Source organism: Dyadobacter sp. 22481, from assembly GCF_052044875.1.
In the GTDB taxonomy this organism is placed as follows: domain Bacteria; phylum Bacteroidota; class Bacteroidia; order Cytophagales; family Spirosomataceae; genus Dyadobacter; species Dyadobacter endophyticus.
The window spans coordinates 374373-397066 of record NZ_JBQENV010000002.1 but is presented as its reverse complement, the minus strand read 5'-3'; the positions used below and the strand labels follow the sequence as shown (position 1 = coordinate 397066).

General features: G+C 50.9%; 17 protein-coding genes. 12 read left to right on the top strand and 5 right to left on the bottom strand.

Annotated elements, in window-relative coordinates; genetic code table 11:
* Positions 1-91: 91 nt before the first annotated feature.
* The 4 genes from ACTJJJ_RS11695 (at position 92) to ACTJJJ_RS11680 (ending at position 1401) form a co-directional block, all read left to right on the top strand.
* Positions 92-385: a type II toxin-antitoxin system HigB family toxin gene (locus tag ACTJJJ_RS11695; RefSeq protein ID WP_440701894.1), complete on the top strand. Its 294-nt coding sequence runs from the start codon at positions 92-94 to the stop codon at positions 383-385.
* Positions 382-765, top strand: coding sequence for a transcriptional regulator (locus ACTJJJ_RS11690; protein ID WP_440701893.1), 384 nt, complete (start codon positions 382-384; stop codon positions 763-765). The genes ACTJJJ_RS11695 and ACTJJJ_RS11690 overlap by 4 nt, the downstream gene beginning before the upstream one ends.
* A 69-nt stretch (positions 766-834) precedes the next feature.
* The gene (locus ACTJJJ_RS11685; protein WP_426292745.1) at positions 835-1047 is read left to right on the top strand and encodes a hypothetical protein; all 213 of its coding nucleotides are present in this window, start codon (positions 835-837) and stop codon (positions 1045-1047) included.
* Positions 1048-1128: 81 nt separating this feature from the next.
* Complete coding sequence (locus tag ACTJJJ_RS11680; protein WP_426292744.1) at positions 1129-1401, top strand: hypothetical protein; 273 nt, start codon at positions 1129-1131, stop codon at positions 1399-1401.
* Here ACTJJJ_RS11680 and bioB read toward each other — a convergent pair.
* Both bioB and ACTJJJ_RS11670 read right to left on the bottom strand, forming a co-directional pair.
* A complete protein-coding gene (bioB, locus tag ACTJJJ_RS11675) occupies positions 1379-2359 on the bottom strand; it encodes a biotin synthase BioB (RefSeq protein ID WP_440701892.1) in 981 nt (326 codons plus the stop codon). The genes ACTJJJ_RS11680 and bioB overlap by 23 nt on opposite strands.
* A gap of 146 nt (positions 2360-2505) precedes the next feature.
* A complete protein-coding gene (locus tag ACTJJJ_RS11670) occupies positions 2506-3936 on the bottom strand; it encodes a glycoside hydrolase family 125 protein (RefSeq protein ID WP_440701891.1) in 1431 nt (476 codons plus the stop codon).
* A gap of 507 nt (positions 3937-4443) precedes the next feature.
* On the opposite strand from ACTJJJ_RS11670, the gene ACTJJJ_RS11665 reads away from it, so the two are divergent.
* The 6 genes from ACTJJJ_RS11665 to ACTJJJ_RS11640 all read left to right on the top strand — a co-directional run bounded on the left by ACTJJJ_RS11665 (position 4444) and on the right by ACTJJJ_RS11640 (position 17214).
* Positions 4444-5568, top strand: a complete 1125-nt coding sequence (locus ACTJJJ_RS11665) for a Gfo/Idh/MocA family protein (RefSeq protein ID WP_188935005.1) — start codon at positions 4444-4446, stop codon at positions 5566-5568.
* A gap of 150 nt (positions 5569-5718) precedes the next feature.
* Entirely contained in the window at positions 5719-9465 is a 3747-nt protein-coding gene (locus tag ACTJJJ_RS11660) for a PVC-type heme-binding CxxCH protein (protein ID WP_440701890.1), read from the top strand.
* 294 nt (positions 9466-9759) lie between these two features.
* Complete coding sequence (locus ACTJJJ_RS11655; RefSeq protein WP_440701889.1) at positions 9760-10632, top strand: AraC family transcriptional regulator; 873 nt, start codon at positions 9760-9762, stop codon at positions 10630-10632.
* 77 nt (positions 10633-10709) lie between these two features.
* Positions 10710-14465, top strand: a complete 3756-nt coding sequence (locus ACTJJJ_RS11650) for a hydantoinase B/oxoprolinase family protein (RefSeq protein ID WP_440701888.1) — start codon at positions 10710-10712, stop codon at positions 14463-14465.
* Positions 14466-14474: 9 nt separating this feature from the next.
* Positions 14475-15632 carry an NRAMP family divalent metal transporter gene (locus tag ACTJJJ_RS11645; protein ID WP_440701887.1) on the top strand — a complete coding sequence of 386 codons (1158 nt, stop codon included), beginning with the start codon at positions 14475-14477 and terminating at the stop codon, positions 15630-15632.
* A gap of 10 nt (positions 15633-15642) precedes the next feature.
* On the top strand, positions 15643-17214 hold the full coding sequence (locus ACTJJJ_RS11640; RefSeq protein ID WP_440701886.1) for a glycoside hydrolase: 1572 nt from the start codon (positions 15643-15645) through the stop codon (positions 17212-17214).
* Positions 17215-17405: 191 nt separating this feature from the next.
* On the opposite strand, the gene ACTJJJ_RS11635 is transcribed toward ACTJJJ_RS11640, so the two are convergent.
* A complete protein-coding gene (locus ACTJJJ_RS11635) occupies positions 17406-18806 on the bottom strand; it encodes a S8 family peptidase (protein ID WP_440701885.1) in 1401 nt (466 codons plus the stop codon).
* 160 nt (positions 18807-18966) lie between these two features.
* On the opposite strand from ACTJJJ_RS11635, the gene ACTJJJ_RS11630 reads away from it, so the two are divergent.
* Positions 18967-19293 carry an ArsR/SmtB family transcription factor gene (locus ACTJJJ_RS11630; protein ID WP_188935017.1) on the top strand — a complete coding sequence of 109 codons (327 nt, stop codon included), beginning with the start codon at positions 18967-18969 and terminating at the stop codon, positions 19291-19293.
* On the top strand, positions 19283-19777 hold the full coding sequence (locus ACTJJJ_RS11625; protein WP_440701884.1) for an SRPBCC family protein: 495 nt from the start codon (positions 19283-19285) through the stop codon (positions 19775-19777). The genes ACTJJJ_RS11630 and ACTJJJ_RS11625 overlap by 11 nt, the downstream gene beginning before the upstream one ends.
* A 75-nt stretch (positions 19778-19852) precedes the next feature.
* Here the strand turns inward: ACTJJJ_RS11625 and ACTJJJ_RS11620 are convergent, their stop codons facing one another.
* Complete coding sequence (locus ACTJJJ_RS11620; protein ID WP_188935021.1) at positions 19853-21271, bottom strand: APC family permease; 1419 nt, start codon at positions 21269-21271, stop codon at positions 19853-19855.
* A 163-nt stretch (positions 21272-21434) separates the two neighbouring features.
* Complete coding sequence (locus ACTJJJ_RS11615) at positions 21435-22694, bottom strand: NAD(P)/FAD-dependent oxidoreductase (RefSeq protein ID WP_426292734.1); 1260 nt, start codon at positions 22692-22694, stop codon at positions 21435-21437.

Here is a 22694-nt window from a genome sequence, read left to right as displayed (position 1 = left end):
GTAAAATCGGTTAGTTGATAAAGGGATCCCTGATAAAACTAAGAGTCACTTAGCTTTATCAGGGATTTTTATTAGCACTTCATCACACATTATGGTTATATTCACTGATTCTACTCTTCGACATTTCATATTTAAATATCCCGATGCTGATCAAGCGTTAAACACTTGGGCAAGAACTATGAATAAGAAGAATTTCAGAACTTTCCATGAGCTGAAGCACTGTTTTAACTCCGTCGATTCAATTGGTGACGACCTATTTGTATTTAATATCAAAGGCAACAAGTATCGACTTATTGCACGAATCCATTTTCCAGTTAGGACATTATACATTCGGTTTATCGGAACTCATAAGCAATATGACAAAGTAAACGTTCAGTCACTATGAAAAGAGCGAAAATAACCTACAAGGTCACAAACGACGAGGAGCAAGCCGACCTACTTGAAAAGGTAGGAGCATTGATGAAAATAAATTCAGCAAATACTACACGTGAAGAGAGACAGCATATTCGGGCTATGGGCGAGGCGTTGATGGCGTATGAACAAAGTATCTACCCAATTCCAGAACCCTCCTCACTCGAAGATATATTGGAACAACGAATGTACGATATGAGATGCGACAATCAAGACCTTGCTCAAACACTTGGAATTTCGCAGGAAGAGCTTGAAATGATCATTAGTGGAGATCAGAAGCCGGATGTTTCGCTCCTGAAAGTGATTAGAGATAAACTCGACATTCCTGCTGACTTCATCCTGGATCACGTTTAATAATAACTAGGGCTAATAAATTTTCTTATCAAGTTGTGGGTTTTCCCCACAAATCATTAACTTTACTTCATGCAGACTTTCAGTTCTGTGGAGGAAGCGTTCGAATGGTGGCTTAACAACATCTACCCCGCGATCCCCGCAGAAACCAAAGAAGGCAGATACCGCAATGCATGGCGTGACTATACCTTCAAAAAAGGGATTTCACAGAAGCGCATGAAAGAGATTCTGTCCGATTTTGGTGATTTTCACGAGAAGACTATCATCACTTTTAAGTTGAAATAAAAATTTTGCCCCTCATATGTGGGACAATCCCACACACAAAAGATAGGACAGCATATTGTTAAAATTAAACTTTACGGGATTATGGACACACTTCAATCTCAAACCAATAGCCCTACCAACGTCGACGACCCGGCGACCTTGCAACAGAAAATAGTTGAAGACTTCTTCCTGAAAGATAGCGGTAGCGAAATGATCGAATCCCTCAACACGCTCATTGAAACATACTTATTCACCGAAAATCTAACTCATGTCACGCCCGAAATGCGCGAACACATCGTCAATCAACTTCGTGTAACTACGTTAATTGCAAAGCTAGACGCCACCAACATCGCTAAGCATTCACCTCCTCTTTAACCAAAGCCTTCAACCCCAAAACCTCCATCATCTCCCGGTCCTGGCTCATCCCCGGATTCGGCGTCACGAGCAACTCCCCATTCTCATTCGTAAAGATGGAATTGGCCCCGGCCATAAAGCAGAATGCCTGCTCATACTCACTCATTTCCATACGCCCGGCGCTGAGGCGGACCATCGCTTTCGGCATCAGAATGCGCGCGGTGGCGATCATTCGCACCATTTCCCAGGTGTCCACCTTTTTCATATCGCCCAACGGTGTACCCTGTACGCGAGCGAGCGCGTTTACAGGTACGGATTCGGGGTGCTCGGGCATGGTGGATAGCGTGTGAAGCATTTGAATGCGGTTTTCACGGGTTTCGCCGAGGCCGATAATGCCTCCGCAGCATACGGATATGCCCGCTTTACGCACGTGGTCGACCGTGTGGAGGCGGTCGTCGTAGGTGCGGGTGGTAATGATTTGCTCGTAATATTTGGCAGAAGAGTCGAGGTTGTGGTTGTAGGCATAAAGGCCGGCAGCTTTGAGCTTTTCGGCCTGGGTTTCGGTGAGCATGCCGAGGGTACAACATACTTCGAGGCCCAACGCGGCTACTTCGGTCACCATTTCCAGTACCCGGTCGAAATCGCGGTTGTCTTTCACTTCACGCCACGCGGCAGCCATGCAGAAACGGCTCGAGCCGCCCTCACGGGCGCGGCGGGCGATGGCCACCACGTCGTCCTTTTTCATCAGTGCTTTTACATTAATGCCGGTCTGGTAACGCGCAGCCTGTCCGCAATAGGCGCAGTCTTCGGGACATCCGCCGGTTTTGATGGACAACAATGTACATACCTGAATGCGCTCCGGGTCGTGCCACTGCCGGTGGACGGTAGACGCATCGTAGATCAGTTGTAGTAAGGGACGATTGTAAATGGCTTCGATCTCGTCGGGTGTCCAGTCGGTACGGATGGTTTCGGGTTGCATATCGGCATTGTTTTCAAACCAAATGTAGCCTGCCGGCCGGCGCAGGATTGCGTCCGGTTTGGAAGAAACCTAATAGTCCGGCCCAACAAAAATGCCTCCCGGTTGTAGTCCGGGAGGCATTTAAGGTTCGCATTCTCGTAATTTGCTTAATATACTTTCGCCAGCAGGTGCGGGCGTTCTTTTTCGAGTTTCAGGATCAATTCCCCGAACAGGGTGTTTACCCACGCGAACCATTTACGCGTAAATTTCGAATCATCGTCCTTGTCAAACGACTCGTGCATAAAACCGGTGTGGTTATGCGTGGTTTTGAGGAGTTTCAGCTGTGCCTCGATCTCCTTGTCGTCCGTAGAAGTAATAGCGCGCGCGATGATACCCATCGGCCAGACCTGGTTCACCAGCGTATGCGGGCTCCCCAGCCCTTCGCCGGCTTTTCCTTTGAAGAAATAAGGATTGGAATCGCTCAGCACATATTTCCGGGTATTGATGTAAATCGGGTCTTTGACTGACAGGGCATTCAGATAAGGCAAGCTGATAAGCCCCGGAATGCCCGCATCATCCATCATTACATGATTTCCAAAGCCATCTGCCTCAAACGCATAGATCTTCCCGAACCGGGTATGGTCTATGACCGCATGCTTTTTCAATGCAGCTTCCACCTCCGCAGCCAGTGCCCGGAAATCAGCCGCCAGCTTCGCATTTTTAGTAGCGGACGCTTTTTCCAGCAACTCGGCTACTTCGCGGAAGGACACAACGGCGAAGAAGTTTGAAGGAATAAAGAATGGGAAAATGGTTGCATCATCCGACGGCCGGAATGTGCTGGCAATAAGCCCCACCGGTTTGATCGGGTTACCGTAGCCGTTACCCGGAACGGTATCGGTAGACCAGGACGTGACACGACCGAATTTGTAAGGCCCTGGCCCGTCTTTGCGCTGTTGTTCCTTACAAGTTTGCAGTACCAGTTCCATGGCCTTCAACCAATCGGCGTCGAATGGCTTGGTGTCGCCGGTAGTTTTCCAGTAGTTGTATGCCAAACGAATGGTATAGCAGAGCGAATCGAGCTCCCATTTGCGCTCGTGGAGCATGGGGTTCATCTTGGTTTGGTCCTTGCTCCACTCGCTCTCTTTCGGGCGATCGTAGAATGCGTTCGCATATGGATCAATCAAAATGCATTTGGTCTGCCGGTTGATAAGCCCGGCGACCATGTCTTTTAGCTTCGGATCTTCTTTCAGCAACGGCAAATAAGGCCAAACCTGCGCCGTACTGTCACGGAGCCACATGGCGTCGATGTCGCCGGTGATCACGAAAGTATCGGGCTTGCCGTCTACCGGGTTATAATGTACGGTGGTATCGATGGTATTAGGAAAGCAGTTTTCGAAAAGCCATGCCAGTTCGGGGTCTTTGATGACCTTTTTCATGCGGGCAATGGTCGCTTCCACGGCCGGGCTTGTGAAACTGCGTTTATCGGCCGGTATGCGGACTACCGGAAAATCAGCACTTTTGGCAAACGACCATTTGGGTACGGCCAAGCCAGCGACCGCCAGCGCGCCCGCTTTTATAAAATCTCTTCTTAGGAACATGAGGTAGGTTATTAATGGGTTATGTCAGGGTTCCGTAAAATATGAAAAGCAATTTAGGGAAATTTGGGACACTATAAACTTCTTCCCCGGGCGGGAAAAAAGTAATGCCCTGTAAAGTCCTTTGGGTCAGTAGCCGACGGTTTAAATTTTTCATTCGGCTCTCTTGCGACGGATTACTCCGCTTCTCCCGGACACACCGAAACGTGATATTGAGAATTTTGGTAAAGAAAACGGCCTAATTATCGCAAAATCGGCATTTCGGGGCACTTATTCTAGCTATTTTTTGCATTAAAAATGATATTAATCTAAAAACAGGTCAAAATACGCACAGTACTAATCAAAACCTGAAAAGTTTTTAGCACTATTTTGTTTTAAAATTGTATTGTCGATTAGTATCCATACCAACTCATCTTGAAACACCGGCCAATCCGGCGGGCGATCCTGGCCGAAACAACCCGTTTTTTCGCTAAATCGCTGATCTACTGAATCATTAACCTGTTAATCAATATGTCTAAGAAAATTAATGTTGCCATTATCGGATTAGGCTTCGGCGCCGAGTTTATTCCCATCTACCAGCAACATCCCAATGCCAATATGTACGCGATTTGCCAGCGTACCGAATCGAAACTGAATGAAGTTGGCGACCAGTACGGCATTGAAGTACGCTACACCGACTATGACGAACTGCTGAAAGATCCTAACATCGACGCGGTCCACATCAACTCACCTATCCCTAACCACGCAGAGCAGACATTGAAAGCACTCCGCGCGGGCAAGCACGTGGCTTGTACAGTACCGATGGCTACGAGCGTAGAGGACTGCATCGAGATCGTGAAAGCCACCCGCGAAACGGGCAAAAAATATATGATGATGGAAACCGTGGTATATGCCCGCGAATTCCTTTTTGTGAAAGAATTGTACGAAAAAGGCGAGCTTGGTAAAGTGCAGTTCCTCAAAGCGAGCCACCAGCAGGATATGGAAGGCTGGCCCGACTACTGGCCGGGATTGCCTCCGATGCACTATGCAACGCACTGCGTAGGCCCCGTAGCCGGTTTGCTGAAATTGGAAGCCGAGTACGTTTCATGCTTCGGTTCAGGAACCATCTCGGAAGACCTGATCAAGATCCACAATTCGCCGTTCGCAGTAGAATCTGCTCATATTAAGTTCAAAGACAGCGACCTCTCGGCTTATGTGTACCGCTCTTTGTTCGACGTGGCGCGTCAGTACCGCGAGAGCTTCGAGGTGTACGGCAGCAAAAAATCATTCGAATGGCCGCTGATCGAAGGCGAAGATCCTGTGATCCACACGGCGAAAAAGCCTGAGCATGAAATCGCTGAAAAAGTAACGACGCCTGATTACGCACATTATTTGCCGGAGGAAATCCGTCATTTCACAGGTCACGGCGTTTATAACCTGGATGAAAACGCGCACTTGTCGTTCGTGCAGGGCGGCGGCCACGGTGGCTCGCACCCGCACCTGGCGCACGAGTTCATCAGCGCATTGATCGAAGACCGCGAGCCATTCCCGAATGCATGGCAGTCGGCCAACTGGACCAGCGTAGGTATCCTGGCGCACGAGTCGGCATTGCAGGGCGGGGCGATTATCAAGTTGCCGGATTTTAAGAATGTGTAAAGCGACTTAGTACATTGCCCTTCGACTTCGCTCAGGGTGACATGCGTGAATTGTCACTCTGAGCGAAGTCGAAGGGCAACGCGAGATGCCAATAAAAATCACACACTGCAAGCCAACCAATTCCATTACAACAAGAAACAATTAACCTCGATGAAAACCAAAGCGTTATCCTTTATCCTAGGTATTATCCTGCTGGGATGTGCCTCTCAGCAGACCTCCCAGAACGCGTCGGTTAAAAATGCTTCTTCCAAGAGCGAGGCGAAAGCACGCCGATTGGAAATCCTGTTTTTAGGCGACAAAGGGCATCACAAGCCCGCCGAACGCATTCCGCAGATCATGGCGGCTTTGGGTCCCAAAGGGTTCAACTTTACCTACACGGATAACCTCAACGACCTGAACCCTGAGACGCTGAACAAGTACGATGCATTGATGCTGTATGCCAACTGGGACTCGATCGCCCCGCAGCAGGCTAAGTCGCTGCTCGACTATGTGGCGAGCGGAAAAGGCTTTATCCCCGTTCACTGCGCTTCTTACTGCTTCCGTAATAATGCGGAGGTGGTGAAACTGATCGGCGGGCAGTTCTGGCGCCATACCTGGGACACGATCCAGCCGGTATGGACCAAGCCCGATCACCCGGCAATCGCAGGCGTGAAACCATTCAAAACGGTGGATGAAACGTATTTGCATACATTGCTGCAACCCGATAACATTGTCCTCACCGAGCGTCTGATCCAGAAAGACCAGGAGAAAGACCGTCCCGGACAGCAAAAAGAGCCTTATACCTGGGTGAGAACCCATGGCAAAGGCCGCATTTTCTATACGGCATACGGCCATGACGAGCGCACCTGGGGTACGCAAGGTTTCCAGGACCTGATCGAAAAAGGTATCCTTTGGGCTGTAAACGATGATGCTCGCAAAGCATTGGCTGCATTGGCCCCGAAACCATTCGAATACCGCGCGGCACAACTTCCTAACTACGAGCAGCGCCCTGGTCCGCAATTGCAGCAACTGCCGCTTTCGCCGGAAGAGTCTGTGAAACACATTCAGATCCCGGTTGACTTTACATTGGACGTCTTCGCACACGAGCCTGATGTGATGCACCCGATCGCAATGACGTGGGACGAGCGCGGCAGATTGTATGTACTCATCACCAAAGATTATCCCAACGAACGGAAAGACACAGGCGGTAGCGACTACATCCTGATCTGCGAGGATACGAACAAGGACGGCAAGGCGGATAAATTCACCAAGTTTTCCGATGATTTAAGCATTCCAACCGGCCTGGCATTCGCCAACGGTGGACTGGTGGTGTCGCAGGCACCGCATATGCTGTTTTTGCAGGATACCGACGGCGACGACAAGGCTGATGTGAAGAAAATCCTATTCTCGGGCTTCGGAACCGGCGATACCCACGCGGGACCTTCCAACCTGCATTATGGTTTTGACAACTGGGTTTACGGTTCGGTAGGTTACTCGGGCTTCAAAGGCAAAGTGGGCAAAAGCGGGGATCTTGATTTCGGTCAGGCATTGTTCCGCTTCAAGCCGGATGGTTCGGATATGGAAATCGTTGCCAAAACTTCTAACAACACCTGGGGACTCGGCTTCAATGAGGCGGGCGATCTGTTTGGTTCTACTGCCAACAACTCGCACGGCTGGTACAGCGCCATCCCAAACCGCTATTTCGGAGCCAGCAAAGTCGATAACGGAAGCCGCAGTACCGATACCCACAAAGACATGCAACCGATCACGCCAAAAGTGCGTCAGGTTGACGTTTTTGGTGGATTTACAGCCGCTGCGGGCCACAACTTCTACACCGCCCGCGCGTACCCGAAAGAGTATTGGAACAAAGTAGCATTCGTTTCCGAGCCTACCGGCCACATTCTGCACCGCAACGTGATGGTGAAAAAAGGTACCGACTACGAGGATCAACTCGGTTTTAACCTGCTTGCGGGCGCCGACGAATGGGTTGCTCCCGTATTCGCGGAAGTTGGTCCGGATGGCGCCGTGTGGGTAGCCGACTGGTACAGCTACATTATCCAGCATAACCCGACCCCCAAGGGTTCTGAAAACGGAAAAGGCAATGCTTACGAAACGCCGCTGCGCGATTTCACCCACGGCCGCCTCTACCGCATTGCCTGGAAAAACGCTCCGAAATACACGCCGATCTCTCTGAGCAAATCACGCCCGGACGAGCTGGTTGCTACTTTGAAAAATAATAACCTCTTCTGGCGCCAGCATGCGCAACGCCTTTTGGTGGAACGCGGAAACAAAGATGTGGTGGCCAAACTGGTTGAACTCGTTAAAGACAAATCGGTCGACGAAATCGGCCTGAATACCGCTGCGATCCACGCATTATGGACACTCGAAGGCCTGAATGCAATCGGTGACGCGCAAGTTTTGCCGGTGGTTGTCGAAGCATTGAAACACCCATCCAACGACGTACGCAAAACAGCCGTACAGGTATTGCCTCGCACCGCCGCAAGCGGCGAAGTGTTGCTCGCAGCCGATGCATTGCACGACAAGGAGCCATTGGTAGTATTGAACTCCTTGCTTGCATTCACCGAAATTCCATTGACTCCGCAAATCGAAACAGCCGTGCTTACATTGCTCGATACCTATTCCAATGCGGAAGACCGCTGGATGCCGGATGCATTTGCCGCTGTGCTCAACTCGCATGATGGAGCTTTGCGTACTAAATACATCGCTCAACGTGTTGCGAAAGTTGGTTCGGTGGGTGCTGCACAGCAAACTTCTGCCGCTGGCCACGCAGATCACTCAACCATGAACCACGAAGGCCACGGCGCAAGCAAAGTGACCGTTCAGGGATCGGCTGATCTGGCGATCACGAACATTACCATTGAGCCAAAAACGCCTTACGTTCGCGAGTACGCACGGGTAACCATCGAAATTACCAACATTGGCTCCGTACCTGTCACCAAAGAGCAGGTGCCAACGGTGAACGTCGGTATCCGCAGCCGCTCGCTGAACACCAACTATATCAGCCGCCAACTCACTAACGGCATTGCGCCGGGCGAAACTGTGAAGCTTGTAGAAGGCAACAACGGTCCCTGGAAAACTGCATTCGGCTTCACTTCCGATGAAGCGTGCAAAGTGAATGTAACGGCGACTGTGGACGTGGATAACGTGGTTCCTGAAAAAGATGAGAACAAAAACAATACGATGAGCAAGTCGTTCGAAGTGCGTCGCCTCGACCGCCTTTCCGACTTCGCCCTCGAACGTACCGTACGCGGCTATACTTCTTACGCAAGCGGCGACGACGTGCTGAAACTCATCCAGACCTCGCAGTCACTCGATCCGCAGGGCCGCAATGCGATCGTAAAAGGTATCCTCGGCGCATGGAACCCGAAACGCAAGGAAGATGCCAACGACGAAGGCAAAAAGCTGCTGGCAAGCGTTAAAAGCACAATCCCTGACGATCTTAGCAGCCGCTACACCACCCTGCTGGAATCTTACGGCATTAAGGAAGAAGTCGCTGCCGACCCGAATGTACAGGTGGTGACGATCAAGGCTATCCGCGAGGAAATGAAGTTCACCGTTACCGAATTCACCGCGGTAGCTGGTAAAACTGTTGAAATCGTGTTCGAAAACCCGGATGCGATGCAGCATAACATTGTGGTAGGACGTCCGAAGTCTACCGAGATCATCGGCGCTGCCGCCGACAAGATGATCACCGCCAAAGACGGCGCAGAGAAGAATTATGTACCTAATATCCCTCAGGTTTTGGCTGCGACACCGCTCGTAAACCCTGGCCAGACCTACCGCTTGAAGTTTGTGGTACCGGATCAGGTTGGAGACTATCCGTTCGTATGTACGTTCCCGGGCCACTGGCGTCTGATGACCGGGGTCATGAAAGTTGTGAAGGAAAAAGGGTTATAATTCTTAATTGATTAGCCTATTAATTCAAAATCAATTCAAGTTTAGCGTATAACAATTAGCGTTCAGATTCGCAGGGTACCAAAAGTGCCTTATGCGAATCTGAACGGCTGATTTAGAACACAAAATATGCGCACGGTTGCAAAGGTCAGCCCGAATACTATTTGTTCATAAATCCCGATCCGACAGCGGCAATGCAGCGTAGGCTTGCAACGACCATAGCTTAAAAATACAATACGCCAATTGAAAAAATCTCTGGCATGAAGCATTAACCAACCTTCCTGCGTATATTTAGTTATGAAAGTCGTACAATTCACCATTCCCGTTTCCCGCGAAAGTACAATTGTTGTTCAGGAGGAAAAGTTACCGCACTACTACCCACATTTGCATCGCCATCGCGAGGTGCAGATTGAATGGGTGGTGGAAGGTTCGGGAATTCTGGTCGCGGGGAATTATATGCAGCGGTTCGAATCGGGTGACATTTACATTATCGGGGCCAACCAGTCGCACATTTTCAAGAACGACGAGTCCTATTTCAATCCCGACGAACCCAGGCAGATCCACTCCGTTTCCATCTTTTTCGACCCTAACTATTTATCCCAGAACATCCTGAGCCTGCCGGAGATGGCCAACATCCGGAAGTTTGTCCACGGGGTCCACAATGGCTTTCAAATCCCGGAAGAAGCGCGGGAGGCCGTTCAGAATATCATTTCAGAAATTATCCACCACAAAGAAAGTCAGCGGGTTGCGGCTTTCATCAAGCTGCTCTACCAGTTCTCAACCACCCGCGACCTGAAACCGCTGGCTACCAGCAACAGCGAACAAGTCATTTCCGAGGTAGAGGGGATTCGTATGGACCGCATTTTCCAATACCTTGTCACCAACTACAAACGCCACATATCCCTCGCCGAAATATCCGAAATCGCCAACCTCACTCCCCAGGCATTTTGCCGGTATTTCAAAAAACATACGGACAAGACATTCGTCAGTTTCCTGAACGAAGTGCGGATCAATGAAGCTTGTAAGATCATCCTTTCGGGTAAGTTCGACAGCTTTTCGGATATCTGCTACCAGACCGGATTCGACCACGTGACGAATTTCAACAGAGTATTTAAAAAGACCACCGGCATGTCGCCAGGGGAATATCAGAAGGGTTTCAGGGATATTTAAATCCGTTCAAAAGACGTCCTATGCACTGAAATGGGTAAATTGGGGATCAATCAAACGCCTGACATAAATCCCTTAACTTGAAAAATACGATTACCCCAAACTGGCAAATCTGGATCGACACCGGCGGTACTTTTACCGACTGCCTGGCCATCGATCCGGCCGGATACAAAACCCGTATTAAAGTACTCAGTTCCAGTTGCCTCCGAGGCCGCATTACGGAGAAATTGAGCATAAACACCTACCGGTTCGAGGCTTCTTGGCCTTATAACGGCGATCTTTTTAAAAATTATACATTTAAGTTCCATGGCGACAACACTATAAGTCGTGTTGAAAAAATCGACCGGCAGCAACATACCATTACCCTAGCAGACGATCTGCCATTTGTCCGATCCGCGGATTTTGAAATAACAACCGGCGAAGAAGCGCCCATTCTGGCAGCAAGGCTCCTTACACAAACGCCGCTCGATCAACCATTGCCACCTATTGCAATGCGACTAGGTACAACAAAGGGTACCAATGCATTGCTTGAACGAAAAGGAGCCCCAACACTGCTGGTCGTTACCAAAGGTTTTAAAGATTTGCTCTACATCGGTAACCAGCAACGACCATCGCTTTTTCAGCTCAATATTCCTGAACCCAAACTGCTTTACACCAAAGTGCTGGAAGTAGACGAGCGAATCGGTGGAAGTGTGATTGAAACGCTGGATTTGACCGACTTGCAATCAGAACAAAAACTTGCTGATTACAAGTCGGTTGCCATTTCTTTAATGCATTCTTACCAAAATCCCGACCATGAAAACCAAGTCGCGACCTGGTTCCGGGATAATGGTACAAAATACATATCTGCTTCATCGGCGCTTTTTCCGTTCTCGCATTATTTAAGAAGAACGCAAACCGCCGTCGTCAACGCCTACCTCGACCCAATCCTCGATCAATATCTCACCAACATTCGCCAGGCCTTGAACGGAGGCCGTCTGCAAGTAATGACCAGCACCGGCAGCCTCTCGGAAGTAAGTGGTTTCCGTGCCAAAGACAGCCTGCTCAGCGGCCCGGCTGGCGGCATGGTGGCTGCGACCAATTTTGCCCGAAAACTCGGTTTCCCAAAGGCCATTACCTTCGATATGGGCGGCACAAGCACGGATACGGCGCTTATTGATGGGCAGCCCGAGCTGAAATATATCACGGAAATCGACGGTATCGAGTTCCATAACCCCACCCTGGCCATCGAAACCGTGGCCGCGGGTGGTGGCTCCATTTGCTGGTTTGACGGTTTTTCATTGCAGGTGGGACCGGAGAGTGCAGGCGCATCGCCCGGCCCGGCATGTTACGGCGCTGGTGGGCCGTTGACGGTCACCGATGTCAACCTGTTGCTCGGCAAGCTCGAAACGTCCAAATTCAGCATACCGATTGCCCCGGAAGCCGCCATTGCTAGGCTGGAAGAGCTTCAAAGCGCGATCCGATCCCGGACCGGCAACCTGCTTAGCCATCAGGAAATCCTAACCGGTCTGGAAAGCATCGCCAATGAGAAAATGGCCGACGCGATCCGCAAGATTTCAGTCGAGAAAGGCATTAATCCTAATGCATTTGCCTTGGTAACCTTTGGCGGTGCGGGCGGCCTGCACGCATGCCAGCTTGCAGAGCTGCTGGATATGGACACGGTGCTACTCCCGTATGACGGCGGACTTTTCAGCGCGGCTGGGATTGGAGAGGCGCTGATCAGCACGATTGTTTCAAAACAAATTCTTTTGCCCTGGGTGAAAGCTGCCGCGCATGTCGGTGAATGGCGGGAGGTGTTGGAAAAGCAGGCGGCCGGTATTTTGCAGGATCAGGGCATCGACACTTTTGAGACGGTTTTCTGTCACGTTTACCTGCGTTTTGCCGGTCAGGAAAACACGATTGAAATACCTCACGATGGCAATGCGACTTTGGCTGCTTTTGAAGATACCTATCGTTCACAATTCGGTTACTTTCCCGCCAATGCGGTGATAGAGCTGGAAAGTGTGAAACTGAAAGTGCAGGAGAAAAATCCGCAAAGCGGCGCAGTGTCAATCATACGAACTGGACAGAAAGCTCAGGCTTTCGCGCATAGCAAGCCGTTTCTGACCGGCGTTGGTTTCCCCGAAACAGCCCTGTTTGAATGGGACAATCTAAGCCCCGGCGACCAGTTGGAAGGACCTTCAATTATCCTCAATAATACTTCAACAACTTACTTACCCGAAGGCTGGAAACTGGTAATCCAGCCCGGACAGGACGCTATTGCCTGGACAACGCGCGCCGCTCCAACCAGCGCCGGGCGGCAAAGCGAGGAAGTAGCATTGCAGCTCTTCACCAACCGTTTCAAGGCCATTGCCGACGAAATGGGCGTTCAGTTGCAGCGGACGGCATTTTCCGTGAATGTCAAGGAACGCCTCGATTTCTCGTGCGCATTGCTCGATGCGAGCGGTGAGCTCCTCGTGAACGCGCAGCACATTCCCGTACACCTGGGCAGCATGGGCATATGCGGGCGCCTTGTGCGCGAAGCTATCGCCATTGGCCCGGGTGACGTCGTGATTACCAACCATCCGCGTTACGGCGGGTCGCATTTGCCGGATATCACTTTAATCGCGGGGGTATTTACCGGCGACGGCACTTGCGTAGGCTACGTGATCAACCGGGCGCATCATGCGGAAGTAGGTGGTAAAACACCCGGCTCGATGCCCCCGGATGCTACATGCCTGGCAGAGGAAGGAGTGGTGATCGTGCCGCAATACCTGGTGAAGGCTGGCGCGTTTCAATGGGAGGCATTGCACGACCTTTTCACGGGTGGACCTTACCCTACCCGGTCATTCCTTTCCAATGAAGCCGACATTATCGCGGCATTGTCGGCATTGAAAAAAGGGAGCACGCAGCTGCTGAAACTGGTTGAAAACCATGGACTCGAAACGGTGCAAAAATACATGGGCATGCTCAAACAAACCGCCGTTTCGCAACTTCGGAAGGCATTGGAGCCATTGCAGGGGCAGCTTTTTGAAGCTTCCGAGCTCGTGGATGACAATCATCGGATATCCATCAAAATCAACCTATCCGATAATAAGCAAATATTCGATTTCAGCGGCACATCGGGCGTTCATCCGAACAATCTCAATGCCAATATCTCCATTTTGTACAGTGCCATTTTGTACGTTCTGAGACTTTTAGTTGATCAGGAAATTCCGTTGAATGATGGCTTGATGCAGAATGTGGAGATCAAACTACCCGAAAACAGCTTCCTGCATCCTCATTTTTCCGACGATCCGCTGCATTGTCCGGCAGTTGTCGGCGGGAATACCGAGGTAAGCCAGCGACTCGTGGACACCTTATTAAAGGCATTCGGCATGGCGGCTTGCAGCCAGGGAACGATGAATAACTTCCTCTTCGGCAACGAGCAGTTCGGCTATTACGAGACGATCGGCGGCGGCGTTGGCGCGGGAAATGGATTCAACGGACGCTCAGCAGTGCATCAGCATATGACCAACACCCGCATCACTGATCCGGAACAGCTAGAAAGGAAATATCCGGTGCGTTTGCTGGAATTCGGCATTCGCCGCAATTCTGGCGGCGCGGGGCGCTGGCGTGGTGGTGACGGTATCGTTCGAAAGCTGGAATTTCTGGCGCCATTGCAGGTTACATTGCTTGGTCAGCACCGGCGGTATGCGCCTTATGGAATGGCTGGCGGCGACGATGGGCTTTGCGGGCGTCATATACTTTTTTCAAATGGTTCAATGAATGAGTTGCCCGGGATTTGTAGTCTGAAAGTGAATGTGGGGGATGTTTTGACTATCGAGACTCCGGGAGGTGGAGGGTATGGTGTTTAAAATTTAACTATGTCAAAAAACAAAAACGCCCTCCTGGGCGCCGCATTCCTCATGGCTACGTCGGCGGTAGGCCCCGGCTTCCTGACGCAAACGACCGTCTTCACCGAAAAGCTGGCGACCAGTTTCGGATTTATCATTCTGATATCGATACTGATCGACCTCGCCGTCCAGTTCAACATCTGGCAGATCATCACCGTATCCGGCAAACGTGCCCAGGACCTGGCCAACGACCTGCTTCCAGGTCTCGGCTATCTTCTCGCATTTCTCATCGTGGCTGGCGGGCTGGCCTTTAACATCGGAAATGTGGCCGGCGCAGGCCTGGGTATCCAAGCCATGACCGGCGTTTCTGTTGAAACTGGCGCAATCCTAAGCGCTGCAATGGCCATCGCGATCTTCCTTTTCAAAGAAGCCGGCAAAGTCATGGACACCTTCTCAAAAATCCTCGGCTTCCTGATGATCGCCCTCATTCTCTACGTCGCATTCACCTCGCACCCGCCAATGGGCAGCGCGATCCAGCACACCTTTTTCCCCGAAAAATTCGATCCTATTGCAACGCTCACGCTCGTAGGCGGGACTGTGGGCGGTTACATCTCCTTCGCAGGCGCGCACCGCCTGCTCGACGCGGGCGTGCAGGGTGAGCGTGCGTTGAAGGAGGTGAATCGCGGTGCGTCTACCGGTATTCTGATCACGGCATTGATCCGCTACCTGCTGTTTCTGGCCACGCTCGGCATTATTCTCACCGGTGTAGCCATTAATCCCGAAAACCCTGCCGCGTCGGTATTTGAAAATGCCGCGGGCACATTTGGCAAGCAGCTTTTCGGGCTGATGATCTGGTCGGCTGCCATTACTTCGGTGGTGGGAGCAGCTTACACTTCCATTTCGTTTCTGAGGTCGTTTCATCCTTTTGTTGAAACAAATCAATCTTATATCACCATCGTTTTCATATTCATCTCCACCATCATTTTCCTGCTGGTTGGCCGTCCGGTGAAAGTGCTCGTTTTCGTAGGCACGTTGAATGGTTTCGTGTTGCCCATAGCCCTCGCCATCCTGCTGGTAGCAAGCCGGAAACAGCGGTTGATGGGCAGTTATAAACATTCGCCGTTGCTTCAAGTCGCCGGCTGGGCGGTGGTACTGATCCTGCTCGCGATGGGTTTCAATGTATTTTAAATTAATAACCATGAAAAAATTCGTACTCACTACCCTTTCAATACTTATCGCCGTTGTTAGCCAAGCTCAGAAACCGAAAGAACTGGTTATTAAAATAGACGTCCAAAACAAAGCCCAAAAGATCGACAACTTCGGTGCCGCCGGAGCCTGGTTTACGGAAGGTATTGCCCAAAACTGGCCCGCTCAAAACCGCGAGCAAATGGCCGAATGGCTTTTCAGCAAAGAACTCCACGCCAGCGGCAATCCAAAGGGTATCGGCCTTTCCGCCTGGCGTTTCAACATCGGCGGCGGCACAGCCGAGCAGGGCGACAGCAGCGGCATTACCGACTTCCGCAAACGCGTCGAATGCTTCCTCCGCCCGGATGGCACCTACGACTGGTCGAAGCAAGCCGGATACATATGGTTTACCAAAAAAGCAAAGGAATACGGCGTCGAAAACCTGATCGCTTTCTCCAATACGCCGCCGGTTCAGTTTACAAGGAATGGTTTGGGCTATAAAACAACGAAAGATTATATCTCAAACCTCAAACCAGAACATTATGGCCACTATGCGGGCTTCCTTGCGACGGTTTTGAAGCATTTCGACGACGAAGGCCTGCACTTCAAATACATCAGTCCCGTGAACGAGCCGCAATGGGACTGGTCGCACGCTCCCGGCCAGGGCGCCAAGCAGGAAGGCAGCCCATGGCGCAACGACGAAATCGCCCGCGTAACCCGCACCCTCGACAGCGCATTGACCGCCACCGGCTCGGCCTCCAAAATCCTCCTTACGGAAGCCGCCCAACTCGATTACCTCTATGCGAAGGGCGGTAACGCTGCACAACAAACGCAGGCGTTCTTCAATCCTGGCAGCAAGCTCGCCTTCAAAAACCTGAAACACCTTCCATCTCTCATCGGTGGGCACAGCTACTTCACCGACAAAGGCGACAGCTCCCGCATCGCCATCCGCCGCCACGTGGCCGACACTACCGCCAAATATGGTGTCACGTTCTGGCAAACCGAGTACTCCATGCTCGCCGACGGCTACCGCGAAGGCAAAACCGGCCGCATCCCCGCCATCGACTGCGCCTTGTTCCTCTCCAAAGTGATCCACGACGACCTGGTATACGGAAATGCCGCCGCCTGGCAGCTCTGGAACAGCTGGGAGCCCGGCAGCCCCGATTTCGATACCCGGTATTACCTTATTGCTTTGAAACCTGCAAATAAGGAATACACAGACGGCACCATTACCGCCACTAAAAACCTGTGGGCAATGGGTCATTACAGCCGTTTTATCCGTCCTGGGATGCACCGGCTGCATATCAAGCGCCAGGACGAGCTGAGCAATGAGCAAATTGCCCAGGATTTGATGGTTTCGGCTTATGCCAACGAGAAGCAGATGGTGCTGGTCGCTATTAATTACGGGAATGAGGAGCGGGTTTTACAGCCGGAAATTAATGGGTTTCGAGTGAAAGGCGGAGCGGATGTTTACTTGACTAGTGGTGAGGAGGGGGTTGATATGAAGCGATCGAAGGATGAGAGCTTGAAGGATGGGGTGAAGATTCCGGGGCGGGCGATTGTTACCGTGGTGGTAAATAAATAGTTTAAATTTCTAAAAAAAGACATTACTTCCTGTTTTCTATAAACAGGAAGCCGCTCTGTGGCATTGGCCAAAATACTTGAACGTCTATTGACCCATAACCACAGAGCGTTTACCTGTTTGTAGCCGAAAAGCCAAACAAAAAGAGAGGAACAGCGTATGCGCGCCATTCCTCTCTTAAAAAAAACATCAATCTACTTGCTCAAAGCCGCATTTACATCCAACCGGCCACCAGTAACCGTCTTACCAGCCAATGAAGGCGTCGGTACGGCGCTGGACAGAATGGCGTTGCGGATCTGCGCGACGGACGCGCCCGGATGTGTGGATGCATACAAGGCCACGGCGCCCGAAACGTGCGGAGTGGCCATAGAGGTGCCGTTGTAAGACGAATAAGAGTTGTAAGCCGTTGTCGAGTTGATCGCAACGCCCGGCGCGCCGATGTCTACGGTAGTCGCACCATACTGCGAGAAGCTTGCCAGGGCACCATTCTTATCTATCGCCGCAACCGAAATCACATTGGGAAGATTGTAATTGGCGGGATAGCTCGCGGTAATGTCGTTGTTGGTCCCGGCGTTGCCGGCAGCGGCAATAAACATGATTCCTGCATTGTTGGCGCGGGCGATGGCATCGTAAAGTGCCTGCGAATATCCTCCGCCGCCCCAGGAGTTGTTACTGGCCACGATATTGATCCCGCGGTTTTTCAGGGTAGTGAGATAGTCGACAGCCTTTACTGCATTCGCCGTTGTTCCACCGCGACGGCCGAGAAACTTCGCGGAGATGAGCCGGATGTTCCAGTTTACACCAACAACCCCTTGCCCATTCGCTTTTCCGCCAATGGTGCCCGACACGTGGGTACCGTGGTCGTCGAGCGAGCCTTTGGTCCCGCCGTCGTAGATGGATGCATCGTTATTGGCAAAATCCCATCCATTGGTATCATCTGTAAGGCCATTCCCATCGTTATCGACACCGTCTGTGGGATCGGCAGGATTAACCCAAACCTGACCTGCGAGATCGGGGTGCGTGAGCTGAATGCCCTCGTCGATCACACCGACGTAAACCGAAGCGAGGCCGGTTTTACCGGCCGCCCAGGCCGCCGCCGCATTACTCCCGTAAGTGCTCGCCGGGCTCGTTGCAGGGCCGTACATTCCCCAGAGTGACCCGTTTGTGAAATAGGTGTCCGTCGAAATGGCGGTATGATAATACACATAATTGGGCTCCGCAAATTCGACGCCCTCAGCTCCTTTAAGCTCCGCGATGGCCTCCAACACATTTTTATTAACCTTCAAAAGCGCCAACCCCTCTTTCTTACCCGCTCGCTCCATCGCTTTTGTCAGGATTTTCTCTACGGGTTGCCCCTTCACTTTGTCGAAAGCCTTTTGCTTTGCAGCGGCCGACACGCCTTCCTTGAACTGGATCAGCAATTCTCCATCCACAAATTCACTTTCACCACTTGTCCGCAACAAGCTACCGGAAGGCTCCGAAGTTGCTGTTGACTGGTTTTCGACGGAATTTTCCTGACATCCTGCGATTGTAAAAGAGATGATCACAGCAGCAATCATCGTCTTAGATGTCAAGAAGTTGTACATACTTTTCATAGATCTGATTTTTAAGGTGCGATTATGATCTAATGTGCAGAAAAATTACTTTACGGTAAAGAGTTCTGTGCAAACGGGTCAAAATAAATTACAAAAAATTTGCGCAACCCAAAAGTTGCATTTATATTTGCAACCATCAAGTTGCATATTTCGATCGTGTATGAAAGGAGATATTTTTCAAGCTATTGCGGATCCGACGAGGAGGGCCATTCTCGTTCTGATCGCGACGCAATCTATGACGCCCAACGCTCTGGCAGAACATTTTGATACTTCCAGGCAGGCGGTTTCGAAGCACATCAAGGTACTCGCCGATTGCGAGCTGCTCACGCAGAATAAGGTCGGGAGGGAGATCCATTATTATTTCAATCCAGCTAAAATGAAAGAGTTCGACCACTGGTTGACGCAGTTCAAAAAACACTGGGAAGACCGTTTTAATCAATTAGATCAACTTTTAATCAACCTAAATTCCGATTCAGATGAAAACTAGCTTGGTAATGAATTTTTCGGTAGACAAGGAAAACAATCGTATCAATGTAGAACGCGAATTTGCCGCTCCGGTTGCAAAAGTATGGGCAGCCTGGACACAAAGCGAGTTGCTCGACCAATGGTGGGCGCCGCGTCCATGGAAGGCCCGGACCAAATCAATGGATTTCCGCGAGGGTGGAACGTGGCTTTACGCAATGGTAGGTCCCGAGGGCGAAGAACATTGGGCGAAACTCGATTACAAAACGATCAATCCGCAGAAAAGCTTTTCGGGTATCGATGCGTTCTGCGACGAGAACGGAAAACTTAACGAGGAGTTCGCCCGGTCTACCTGGACGAATACTTTCACCGAAGCCGATGGTAGCACCACCGTTTCCGTGGTGATTCAATACGATAAATATGAAGACATCGAGCAAATCATGCAGATGGGCTTCAAAGAAGGCTTCACGATGGCGCTGGGTAATCTGGACGAGCTATTGGAAAAGTAGTCAGTTCACTTCATCAACAAACAAATGTGCCCTAAACGGCTATCCGCTTAGGGCACTATCTATTCTATGTGGTCTTTATTCAGCGGCCGCAACGTCCTTCCTCGCCACCATGTAATAAACCGGTATCCCCAGCAGTACAATGATTAGCCCCGGCCAGGTATATTCTGGTTTGTAAATAATGAGCAGCACGCAGAATGCGATACCCATGATAATGTAAATGATAGGCAAAAACGGATAGCCGAATGCCTTGTACGGCCTTGGCGCGTCGGGACGCTTTTTACGGAGAATGAATATCCCGATAATCGTGAGCATATAGAACACAACTACTACGAAGGAGATCATATCCAGCAAATTACCATACTTACCGCTCAACGCCCACAATGAGGCGATCACGCATTGCAGCCAAAGGCCGATTTCCGGCACGGCATTCTTGTTCAATTGCCCTACTTTTTTGAAAAACAGGCCGTCCTTGGCCATCGAATAATATACCCGTGCGCCAGACATGATCAGTCCGTTGTCGCAACCGAACGTGGAAATCATGATCATCACAGCGATAACGATCGTGCCGGCATTGCCGAAGATAACGTGCGAAGCGGCTACGGCTACGCGGTCTTTGTCGGCTGCCGCGATTTCCTGCAAGGAGAGCACGCCCGTGTACATCACATTCGTGAGCACGTAAATGACTGTTACGATAATGGTCCCTAACGCGAGGCTGAGCCCAATGTTACGCTGCGGGTTCTTGATTTCCCCCGCAATGAATGTCACATTATTCCAGGAATCGCTGCTGAAAATGGAGCCTACCATCGAGGCAGCAATGGCCCCAAATGCAGCGATAGTGGTGTAGGACTCTATGCTGCCATCCGGACTTAGCTTGTGCAGATCCCACATCCCCTCGCCCCAGTTGGCGGCCCATATTTCGGGTTTCATGAAAATCAATCCGAAAACGATGAGACCGAGAAGGCTGAGAAGCTTGGTTAATGTGAATGTGGTTTGAATTATTTTGCCGCTGTTCACACCACGTGTATTTGTAAACGTCAGCACAACGATGACGACGATGGCCAGTAGCTGAGCGGGACTTATTTTGAGAAAACCAAGGTCCAATGCGACGAGGTCTTCACTGAATTGCGGGATCAGATAGGCCGTAAACTTGGCAAATGCCACCGCTACTGCAGCGATAGTGGCGGTTTGGATGACCGTAAAAAAGCTCCAACCGTACAGGAAACCGATCAGGGGATTATATGCTTCTTTGAGATAGATATACTGACCACCGGCCTTGGGAAACATCGCGCTGAGCTCGCCGTAGCTTAATGCGGCTGTGAGCGTCATGAAACCGGTGATGAGCCACACGAACATCAGCCAGCCCACACTTCCGGTATTGCGCATGATGTCGGCGCTGACAATAAAAATGCCCGATCCGATCATACTGCCGGCTACGAGCATGGTGGCGTCAACAAGACCTAGTGAGGGCTTGAAAGAGGTGTTTTCTTGTGGCATAAAGGGTAATAGGTTATTAGGTCAGGTTTTAAACTGTGTAAACTACGAAGTATTTGGACTACTCACAATATCCCCGCCCCGCCACTCGCTAAAATGGCCCTTTTAACTGCCGCTTCGCCGCCGCTTAGGCAGCCCCACTTAGGCAGCCCCGCCCGGACCGCACCTATTGATACCGCTCCGGATCGTAAAGCGCCACATCCACGGAAGGTTTCACACGCTCCGCCAGTTCAGCCACGATTTTACCGGTGCCGGGACCAAGACTGATACCCATCATGCCATGCCCTCCGGCCACAATCAGGTTGCTCAGCTTTTTGGAATAACCCAAATAGGGCAAGCCATCGGGCGAGCAAGGCCGGAAACCGTACCAAATGCGATCCTTTTGCGGAACGGCAACATTCAGTTCAGGGTAATATTGCGGGATGGAATTGACGATGCCCTCCACCCGGTTCATATTGATCTGGTTGTTCAGCGGCGCGAGTTCCATTGTGCCGCCGAAGCGGACCTGCCCGTTCATTGGCGTCACGGCCACGCGGGCTTCGAGGAGCAATGCGGGATGGACAATCGGATGCTCAGCGTTTGGCTCCATGAATGAGTAACCTTTGCCGGGCATCACCGGGATGGACAATCCGGCCTGTTTCGCAAGCTGCGGGAGCCACGACCCGCCGGTCATCACGACCAGATCGCCTTCGTAGGTTTTTGCAGCTGTTTTAACTCTTTTGATCTCTCCGTTTTGAACGTCAAAACCTGTTACTTCTGCTTTTTTGACTATTTCAGCGCCGAGCGCAGTAATGCTTTTGATCAAACCATTGACCAATGCAGTCGGGTACAAATGGGCGTCACAGCGGTAATGCACCGCGCCCGCAACGTCGAGTTTAATACCCGGTTCCAATGCCTGCACTTGCTCGCGGTCGAGCATTTCGATATCGAGACCTAATTGCTGCCCTTGTTTGCCGACATGGATTTCCTCTTCACCGGTTTTGTCGGATTTATAGAGCATTAAAATACCCTTTTCTTCCAGTCCAAAATCCAGGTTTTCGTCGCGAACGAGGTCTTCGTAAAGCTTTTTACTCAACAAATGATAATCCCGTAAATGCGGTGCTGCCCGTTCGACGTTAGCTTCGGTGGCCGCTTTCATGAATTTGAGCCCCCATGAAATAAGGGAAAAATCGAGGGATGGTTTTACATAAAAGGGGCTGCGGCTGTTGAACATCCATTTGATACCCTTCGAAATCATCCCCGGAGCAGCGAGCGGGATAAAATGGCTCGGTACGATCATGCCCGCATTGCCGATCGAGCAGTTATCGAACAGGTCTCCCTTATCGAGCAGGGTCACGCTCCATCCGCTTTTAAGCAAATAATAGGCCGAAGCCAAACCCGAAATTCCGCCACCGATGATGACGGCGCTGCCTCTTTTTGTAGTCAT

Bases quoted from the DNA above. Each gene is read 5' to 3' on its own strand.
- ACTJJJ_RS11630 (WP_188935017.1), top strand. From the start codon at position 18,967: ATGAAAGGAGATATTTTTCAAGCTATTGCGGATCCGACGAGGAGGGCC.
- ACTJJJ_RS11665 (WP_188935005.1), top strand. From the start codon at position 4,444: ATGTCTAAGAAAATTAATGTTGCCATTATCGGATTAGGCTTCGGCGCC.
- ACTJJJ_RS11645 (WP_440701887.1), top strand. From the start codon at position 14,475: ATGTCAAAAAACAAAAACGCCCTCCTGGGCGCCGCATTCCTCATGGCT.
- ACTJJJ_RS11695 (WP_440701894.1), top strand. From the start codon at position 92: ATGGTTATATTCACTGATTCTACTCTTCGACATTTCATATTTAAATAT.
- ACTJJJ_RS11680 (WP_426292744.1), top strand. From the start codon at position 1,129: ATGGACACACTTCAATCTCAAACCAATAGCCCTACCAACGTCGACGAC.
- ACTJJJ_RS11615 (WP_426292734.1), bottom strand. From the start codon at position 22,694: ATGACTACAAAAAGAGGCAGCGCCGTCATCATCGGTGGCGGAATTTCG.
- ACTJJJ_RS11620 (WP_188935021.1), bottom strand. From the start codon at position 21,271: ATGCCACAAGAAAACACCTCTTTCAAGCCCTCACTAGGTCTTGTTGAC.
- ACTJJJ_RS11660 (WP_440701890.1), top strand. From the start codon at position 5,719: ATGAAAACCAAAGCGTTATCCTTTATCCTAGGTATTATCCTGCTGGGA.
- ACTJJJ_RS11640 (WP_440701886.1), top strand. From the start codon at position 15,643: ATGAAAAAATTCGTACTCACTACCCTTTCAATACTTATCGCCGTTGTT.
- ACTJJJ_RS11670 (WP_440701891.1), bottom strand. From the start codon at position 3,936: ATGTTCCTAAGAAGAGATTTTATAAAAGCGGGCGCGCTGGCGGTCGCT.
- ACTJJJ_RS11685 (WP_426292745.1), top strand. From the start codon at position 835: ATGCAGACTTTCAGTTCTGTGGAGGAAGCGTTCGAATGGTGGCTTAAC.
- ACTJJJ_RS11655 (WP_440701889.1), top strand. From the start codon at position 9,760: ATGAAAGTCGTACAATTCACCATTCCCGTTTCCCGCGAAAGTACAATT.
- bioB (WP_440701892.1), bottom strand. From the start codon at position 2,359: ATGCAACCCGAAACCATCCGTACCGACTGGACACCCGACGAGATCGAA.
- ACTJJJ_RS11635 (WP_440701885.1), bottom strand. From the start codon at position 18,806: ATGAAAAGTATGTACAACTTCTTGACATCTAAGACGATGATTGCTGCT.
- ACTJJJ_RS11690 (WP_440701893.1), top strand. From the start codon at position 382: ATGAAAAGAGCGAAAATAACCTACAAGGTCACAAACGACGAGGAGCAA.
- ACTJJJ_RS11625 (WP_440701884.1), top strand. From the start codon at position 19,283: ATGAAAACTAGCTTGGTAATGAATTTTTCGGTAGACAAGGAAAACAAT.